Annotated in this window: 4 protein-coding genes, 16 tRNA genes and 1 rRNA gene; 20 read left to right on the top strand and 1 reads right to left on the bottom strand. The window is 44.6% G+C overall.

Features of this window, described 5'->3' with window-relative positions:
• The 18 genes from PAEAM_RS29320 to PAEAM_RS29235 all read left to right on the top strand — a co-directional run.
• Window positions 1-173: ribosomal RNA gene (locus PAEAM_RS29320) — 23S ribosomal RNA — on the top strand; the annotation flags it as partial.
• A gap of 67 nt (window positions 174-240) precedes the next feature.
• Window positions 241-316: transfer RNA gene (locus PAEAM_RS29315), tRNA-Asn, on the top strand.
• Window positions 317-319: 3 nt separating this feature from the next.
• Window positions 320-411, top strand: a tRNA-Ser gene (locus PAEAM_RS29310).
• 9 nt (window positions 412-420) lie between these two features.
• A tRNA-Glu gene (locus PAEAM_RS29305) sits at window positions 421-492 on the top strand.
• Between the two features lie 67 nt (window positions 493-559).
• A tRNA-Val gene (locus PAEAM_RS29300) sits at window positions 560-635 on the top strand.
• A 17-nt stretch (window positions 636-652) separates the two neighbouring features.
• Window positions 653-726: transfer RNA gene (locus tag PAEAM_RS29295), tRNA-Met, on the top strand.
• Between the two features lie 27 nt (window positions 727-753).
• Window positions 754-831, top strand: a tRNA-Asp gene (locus tag PAEAM_RS29290).
• Between the two features lie 95 nt (window positions 832-926).
• Window positions 927-1,002 (top strand) — tRNA-Phe (locus PAEAM_RS29285).
• A 20-nt stretch (window positions 1,003-1,022) separates the two neighbouring features.
• Window positions 1,023-1,098, top strand: a tRNA-Thr gene (locus tag PAEAM_RS29280).
• Window positions 1,099-1,107: 9 nt separating this feature from the next.
• Window positions 1,108-1,193, top strand: a tRNA-Tyr gene (locus PAEAM_RS29275).
• Window positions 1,194-1,199: 6 nt separating this feature from the next.
• Window positions 1,200-1,273: transfer RNA gene (locus tag PAEAM_RS29270), tRNA-Trp, on the top strand.
• A gap of 30 nt (window positions 1,274-1,303) precedes the next feature.
• Window positions 1,304-1,376 (top strand) — tRNA-His (locus PAEAM_RS29265).
• Window positions 1,377-1,398: 22 nt separating this feature from the next.
• Window positions 1,399-1,473, top strand: a tRNA-Gln gene (locus PAEAM_RS29260).
• A gap of 4 nt (window positions 1,474-1,477) precedes the next feature.
• A tRNA-Gly gene (locus tag PAEAM_RS29255) sits at window positions 1,478-1,552 on the top strand.
• A 6-nt stretch (window positions 1,553-1,558) separates the two neighbouring features.
• Window positions 1,559-1,632: transfer RNA gene (locus PAEAM_RS29250), tRNA-Cys, on the top strand.
• 6 nt (window positions 1,633-1,638) lie between these two features.
• Window positions 1,639-1,717, top strand: a tRNA-Leu gene (locus PAEAM_RS29245).
• A 183-nt stretch (window positions 1,718-1,900) separates the two neighbouring features.
• Window positions 1,901-2,827 (top strand): class I SAM-dependent methyltransferase, encoded by a 927-nt coding sequence (locus tag PAEAM_RS29240; RefSeq protein ID WP_100529799.1) that lies wholly within the window; start codon window positions 1,901-1,903, stop codon window positions 2,825-2,827.
• A gap of 304 nt (window positions 2,828-3,131) precedes the next feature.
• Window positions 3,132-3,213 (top strand) — tRNA-Asn (locus tag PAEAM_RS29235).
• 56 nt (window positions 3,214-3,269) lie between these two features.
• On the opposite strand, the gene PAEAM_RS29230 is transcribed toward PAEAM_RS29235, so the two are convergent.
• Complete coding sequence (locus PAEAM_RS29230; protein WP_100529798.1) at window positions 3,270-5,660, bottom strand: helix-turn-helix domain-containing protein; 2,391 nt, start codon at window positions 5,658-5,660, stop codon at window positions 3,270-3,272.
• A gap of 556 nt (window positions 5,661-6,216) precedes the next feature.
• Between PAEAM_RS29230 and PAEAM_RS29225 the strand changes: the two genes are divergently transcribed.
• Both PAEAM_RS29225 and PAEAM_RS29220 read left to right on the top strand, forming a co-directional pair.
• Window positions 6,217-6,525 carry a LiaF transmembrane domain-containing protein gene (locus PAEAM_RS29225; RefSeq protein WP_017692311.1) on the top strand — a complete coding sequence of 103 codons (309 nt, stop codon included), beginning with the start codon at window positions 6,217-6,219 and terminating at the stop codon, window positions 6,523-6,525.
• A gap of 35 nt (window positions 6,526-6,560) precedes the next feature.
• Complete coding sequence (locus PAEAM_RS29220; protein ID WP_017692312.1) at window positions 6,561-7,232, top strand: PspA/IM30 family protein; 672 nt, start codon at window positions 6,561-6,563, stop codon at window positions 7,230-7,232.
• Window positions 7,233-7,235 lie beyond the last annotated feature (3 nt).

The raw sequence follows: 7,235 nt of genomic DNA, 5'->3' as shown, positions 1-7,235 counted from the left end.
GTAGCTATGTACGGACGGGATAAACGCTGAAAGCATCTAAGCGTGAAGCCCCCCTCAAGATGAGATTTCCCAGTATGTAAGACCCCTTGAAGACGACGAGGTAGATAGGCTGGGGGTGGAAGTGCAGTAATGCATGGAGCTGACCAGTACTAATCGGTCGAGGGCTTATCCAATTAGCAAGTTGTAATTCGCGTGTTTCGTTTCGAATCTAGTTTTCAGAGAACGATCTCTGAAGCATATTCCCTGATAGCTCAGTTGGTAGAGCACTCGACTGTTAATCGAGTTGTCACAGGTTCGAGCCCTGTTCGGGGAGCCATATGGAGAGGTGTCCGAGCTGGCCGAAGGAGCACGATTGGAAATCGTGTAGGCGTCACAAGCGTCTCGAGGGTTCGAATCCCTCTCTCTCCGCCATAATATTAAGGCCCGTTGGTCAAGGGGTTAAGACACCTCCCTTTCACGGAGGTAACAGGGGTTCGAATCCCCTACGGGTCATAATAACTTCAAAAAAAGAAGTTGATTTTTACAACAAGATTATGGTATGATCATAAATGTGTTGTTCGGAGGCTTAGCTCAGCTGGGAGAGCATCTGCCTTACAAGCAGAGGGTCGGGGGTTCGATCCCCTCAGCCTCCACCATATAAACTTTATAACGACGCGGGGTGGAGCAGCCCGGTAGCTCGTCGGGCTCATAACCCGAAGGCCGCAGGTTCAAATCCTGCCCCCGCAATTATACTTTCCTTTGAGAAAGTGATCTGGAACCGTGGTGTAGTTGGCCTAACATGCCTGCCTGTCACGCAGGAGATCGCGGGTTCGAATCCCGTCGGTTCCGCCATTTAATCTTTACATGAGGCAAACTGTTCACTACATCTGCTGTATGGCACTGATGCCCTATATAAAGTGTAAGGAATTAAGATTAGACTTTATTATGGCTCGGTAGCTCAGTCGGTAGAGCAGAGGACTGAAAATCCTCGTGTCGGCGGTTCGATTCCGTCCCGAGCCACCATTTATAAAACAATCTAATATGCCGGTGTAGCTCAACTGGTAGAGCAACTGACTTGTAATCAGTAGGTTGGGGGTTCAAGTCCTCTCGCCGGCACCATGTAATCCTGGAGGATTAGCGAAGTGGCCAAACGCATCAGACTGTAAATCTGCTCCCGTACGGGTTCGGTGGTTCGAATCCATCATCCTCCACCAGTTTTTAGGGGCATAGTTTAAAGGTAGAACAACGGTCTCCAAAACCGTTGGTGTGGGTTCAATTCCTGCTGCCCCTGCCAATTAACTTTTTCAGAAATTAACCTTTTATGGCGGTCGTGGCGAAGTGGTTAACGCACCGGTTTGTGGATCCGGCATTCGGGGGTTCAATTCCCCTCGATCGCCCCTTTGTTTTTTCATTTTTTAATGGGGATTAGCCAAGCGGTAAGGCAACGGACTTTGACTCCGTCATGCATAGGTTCAAATCCTATATCCCCAGCCATTATGCGGACGTGGCTCAGCGGTAGAGCATCGCCTTGCCAAGGCGAGGGTCGCGGGTTCGATTCCCGTCGTCCGCTCCAAAATATGGCGCCATAGCCAAGTGGTAAGGCACAGCTCTGCAAAAGCTTTATCCCCAGTTCGAATCTGGGTGGCGCCTCCAGCATATGCCGGCGTGGCGGAATGGCAGACGCGCTCGACTCAAAATCGAGTGGGAAACCGTGGAGGTTCGAGTCCTCTCGCCGGTATATTGAATAGCCCTACATGTTGCTTATGCAATGTGTAGGGCTATTTTTAACTTATATGAAACGATTTATGTGAAGTAAGAAAATCTAGAGTAAGATAAGATGGACGTTAATAAAGATTGACGTATGATTATATTCGGTATATTGTAGATAAGTAAAGTCTTTAATATGGAGGAGTGAAGTAGAGTGACTAATGGAAAAAATGTATCGGATACCGATCTGTTATTTGATCTTTCTGTATGGGAAGAGGCATGGAAGAATCGTCCGAGAAGTTCAAAATATATGAAGAAAAGCGTCCCCTCTAATACAGAAGAAGTATTTGAGCGGTGGGCCAGAGATTATCATGCACAGTCGTTCACCGAAGAAGGAGAGCAGCGTTCTGAACGCATTATGGGCTGGATTGAAAATCAGGGTGTGGAATTCGCAGGGTTATCCATTTTGGATATTGGAGCCGCTTCTGGCATATTTACCATTCCTTTTGCAGAAAAGGGGGCAAGTGTGACCGCAGTTGAGCCTTCTGAATTGCTTGTCTCCCTTATGAAAGAGACGATACCTTCAGCTCTGGAATCCAAAATTGAAATCGTAAAAGAACGATATCAAGAAATCTCCATTCAGGATAAAGGCTGGGAGAAGAAATATGACTTTGCATTTGCATCCATGTGTCCAGCGATGTCGGATTGGGAAACGATTGAGCAGGCGATCAATTGTGCCCGGAAGTATGTGTATATAAGTACTATGGCGGGACAGAAGGAACACACACTAATGAATGAACTTAAGGATGTACTGGGTGTAACTTCTTCACACAAGGTCGATGATATGGGGTATATCCAACAGTTGCTGTATTTGAAGGGCTATTCTTATACGATGATCATTACGAGAGAAGTTAACTCATTTGAAGTACCGGTGGAAGAGATTATCGAGCAGCTGCCAGAATGGCTTAATACGTATGAGTTACCATCGGATGAAGATTCTCTCCGACTGGCTGAGAAGTACATTAGGGATACGTACAAAGGTAGTACGGCGACCTTCTCACGGGGAGCAAGGTTTGGTAAAATTCTAATCCAACTTGAACAGCCAAATATGAAAACAGTTCGGACTAAGGATAAGCGATAAATCGCATAAGCTTGGCACGTGTACTGATAACCAGGAATTGAGACGGAGACAATGTAGTCTAACGTCTAAGATGACACTAGGAAGCATCACAACGCTGTGCCAAAAGATGAACGGTTGAAACATATGAAGTTAAGATTGTAGAAGTAAAGTTGTAAGTGAAGGGAGCAGGTTATGTGCTCCCTCTTTTTTGAAGCGACTTATACATCGACCGCTTTGAACCAGACCCTCGTTTATTTAAAGATATTGGAGACAACGAAAAACAAAACACATACCTAGTTTTCGGAGAATGATCTCTGAAGCATATTCCCTGATATTTCAGTTGGTAGACCCCTTGACGGTTAATCGAATTGTCACAGGTCCGAGTCCTATCCCTGTTCGGGGAGCCATATGAATAGGTATCTGAGCTGGCTGAATGAGTATGACTTACAATCGTTCTCCTTTTCTAATTTCTGTTCGACACTTCTGCTTTCTGCTTACGCTCCCGATACTGGCCGGGGGTGATTCCTTCCCATTTACGGAATGATCGGATAAAGTTTTGCGGATTGTTGTACCGAAGTCGTGCTGCGATATCTTTAACGGTTAGATCACTTTCGTCCAGCCATTTTTTAGCGATATTAAATCGGTACTTGGTCAGAAATTCACTAAATGCATAGCCTGTCTCTTTGCGGAAAACACTACTTAAGTAGTTGGCATTGTAGTGAAGCTTAACAGCACATTCCTCAAGCGTCAGATCCTTATCATAATCTTGATGAATCATGGCAATCATTTTCTCAGATATATGCTGATACTGGGCATATTGTCTCGCTTTAAAAACCTGAATGACGGGCAAGATGACTTGATGGTTAAACCACTCCTCAACTTCAGCAGCGTACTGCAAACCATGAAGTTCATGAAACATCGAGCCACGACCTTGGGAGATCTGTCCAAGTCGTATGCCGGATTCCTGAGTCATTTGCAAAATATGCGTGAGTAGCCTCGTAAGAGCCACCTCATACTCCTCCGGTGTAACCTCCATACCAAAGACCACTTCTAGCAGTTGTTGCAGAAGAGCAGAGGCCTGAACTTCGTCCGCATTTTGAATAGCTTGGATCAATGAGTATTCCAATGATTCCGGGTAGATGATGGACCAAGTGAGAGTGTAATGATCTATGTTCTCATATTGAAAAATAATGCCTGTACCCAGCTTCATCCGATGCCTCAGTGCTTCCATGGCTTCTGTGTAAGCTTGAGAGATGTGATATAGAGAGCTGTGCGGCTGGCTGAATCCTATACTGACTTGAAGAGCCAGAATCTTATCCATCTGTTGTTGTAACTGGTCTGTTAATACATATAGCTGCTGTGAAAAAATAAACTGATCCTGTTCCACGGTGCCAATCACCGTGACTACTGTATGTTCCAGCACAATGGGAAGCAATTGTTGGTTATGCACAATGGTTTCCTCCAATATGTTTTGAATAGCGAATAATAAGAGGTCACGATCACTAGCTCTATATTTTGTATGATTAACAAGATCGGCCTGTAGTGTAATAACAGCAATTTGTTGCCATTCCCGAACCTGATGCGTGTAGCCATATTCATTCAGGGCGTCATGAAGAGTATGAACAGGGATCTTACCCTGGAACAGATTCATCATAAAATGATTGCGAATCTGCAATAGATGCACATTAAGTGTGTTCTCTAATTGGGAGCGAGAGGCAGTTAATTGTGAGACCCCTGCTCTGATCTGTTCGAACTCATCAGAAAATGGTGGTGATTGCTGAGCTACCGTGTTTCCTTCTTTGGACAGGTGGTTGTCACCAAGTTGGGTTAAAAGTTTACGAATCGGGACATGCATTCGCTTGGAGCCGAGCCAGGCGAGTAATAATGAAAGTAAAAGTAAGAAGATACTGATATACAAGGTGTGCAATCCGATATCGATATATTCTTGTGTCAGAATATTGGTAGGTGAGATTAGAACATAAGTCCATCCTTTTAAGGTAGAAGGGCTATACGTCAGAGAATAATGTGTATCGGCGATCTTGACTTCCCGTTTTTCAAAGCCTGTTGAAAATGTAATGGGTGATAGTTTGGTTATGTTGGCTTCTGTATCCCGATCCTGTAATCCAATGGCAGACAACGGTTGTCCAATATATACGGGATCGGGATGCACCAAGATACGTTGTTCCCGATTCAAAATGATCAGTCCTGAGGCAGCATTGCCTAAGGAGGCTTCTCCTAGTGTATTTTGCAAAGAGCATGCAGGGATTCCGGCAATCAGGGCAGCATCGGAAGATGTATTCAGATTCGGAATAGATCTCGCAAGGGCAATATGATAGATACAGCCTGTACCTGGTGAACGCTCATCATTACTGAACACCGATGAAGGGGAGAGTTGCCATCCAGAGGTTAGCGTATCCGATATCAATTCCTTCATGGGAAGAGCCAGTGGAAAATCCGTATTACGATATAATCCGGCATGATCAATAAGCCAATTCTGAGATTGATTCACCAGGGTAATATCTAACAAAGGTTCCCATGACCTCATATTCTGAAATTCGTTCTGCAGCTTGTCGGCAAGTAAAGGTCCTTTCCCTTCTATTGAAGAAGAAGCAGACAGGGAACGGAGGGTTACTGGAGAGCGAACGGCCTGATCAAGCATATAACTGACTGTAGCAAGTTTGTGCTCTACGTTGGATTGCATTTGTTCCAGCAACTGTCTGTTGGCCTGCGTACGATGCAGCTCAGTTTGGTTTGATGAATAGATAAATGCGGCAATTCCCGTTAATAAAATGGGCAGGGTGCTTAACAGGATTCCGAAGATGATCATTTTATGGAGATAGCTGATTGGTCGCACAGTTTCAGTTCCACCCCTGACATTAGAAATAGTAACACTTTCTATTTTAGTAAACGCTTACATATAGAACAATCTAAATTTTGTTTATTTGGATAAATAAGTAATTTCACAAAAGTGTATAGAAGTAGAGATAAGGGATTGCTGATAGATGATTTTGCAGAAAAGGCTAGAGAAATGGCTTGGACTGACTATCCAATACGGAATCATGAGAAACGAAATTGCAGTGTGAACGTAAATAGAGACATGGACAACATTCTCTCTACAGGTCGATATCTGCTAAAGGGTAGCCTGAATACGGGTAATAGAAGGTATCTGGAGTGCTATTCAGCTTAGGTGGAACGTTGGTCTTATATAGGGACAGACAAAGGTCCAACTAGATCCCCGACCTGAGTCTAGGATGAAAAACCGTCCACGGTCTGTTTTGAAAAGTCGCGGAATCCCCTAGAATAAGGACATAAGGTTAAACAAGAAACACGGAAACAAAAAACAAGAAACAAACGAACAAATGACTCAACACATTAAAAGGAACGAATGGAAAGGGCGGTGAACAACAATTATGAGATTGAATAAGGGAAATGGCTGGGCGATTGTATTGATTGCGCTGGGTGCACTACTCCTCTTCGGAAAGTTAACTCCACTTCTTGGACACTTAATGGGTTATCTGATTCCGGTCCTGATGATTGCACTGGGATACTACGGAGTTAAACGAGGGAATGTGATGCTTGGCTGGATTGTTCTCATCATCGGTATCATCTCACTGATGGGTAAACTGGCATGGTTGATCGGACCGATCATCGCGATCGGGTTAATCATCTTTGGTATCTCAATGCTAAGCAATAACCGCAGTCGTCGTGGTCGGTACTAAGCTTTCACGATTATGAAAAGGAGGGACAGAACATAATGAGTGTATTTCGTCGAATGCGGGATATTACCGTAGCTAATCTGAACGAACATTTGGAGCAAAGTCAGGACCCAGTCAAACTGATTGATCAGTTCCTGGTCTCGACCCGCCAAGACATCGGTGAAGCCGAGAAACTTCGTCATCAATATGCAAGCCATACCAGACAAATGAAACAACAAGCCGATCAGGCAGCAGGTATGGTGAACAAACGGGAAGAACAGGCTTCCATGGCTCTGAAAGCAGGGGAAGAACATCTCGCTAAGCTGGCCTTGCAGGAGAAAATCCTCCACGAGGAAAAAATGGAACAGTACAATGAATTGTATGCACAAAGTTATGCGGCATTACAGGAGTTGGATGAACAGATCGACCAGCTGAAGGTTGAATATCAGAATGTATACAGCAAACGCCAATATTACTACGCTCGTATGCAGACGATTCAGTTACAGCAACGTATGAACCAGAGAGGCAATCACAACGGTCAGAATGTACCCCGTATGTTTAACCGACTGGATGATCAAGTCTCTGATCTCGAATATGAAGCACAAAGTCTCCGCGATATCCGGCGGATGAATCAAGATGGTTCAGGAGTGACTGGCAGCATGTCATCCTCTACGCTGGATAAGGAACTGGAACGCTTAAGACAGAAATTGAACAATGACAGAAAGGAGTAGTCA

The organism is Paenibacillus sp. GM1FR (assembly GCF_002803315.1).
Classification (GTDB): Bacteria; Bacillota; Bacilli; order Paenibacillales; family Paenibacillaceae; genus Paenibacillus; species Paenibacillus amylolyticus.
Note: the sequence above shows the minus strand (reverse complement) of the source record. Positions and strands in the feature narration are given on the sequence as shown.

Coding starts and splice junctions, on each gene's coding strand:
- PAEAM_RS29225 (WP_017692311.1), top strand. CDS start 6,217: ATGAGATTGAATAAGGGAAATGGCTGGGCGATTGTATTGATTGCGCTG.
- PAEAM_RS29220 (WP_017692312.1), top strand. CDS start 6,561: ATGAGTGTATTTCGTCGAATGCGGGATATTACCGTAGCTAATCTGAAC.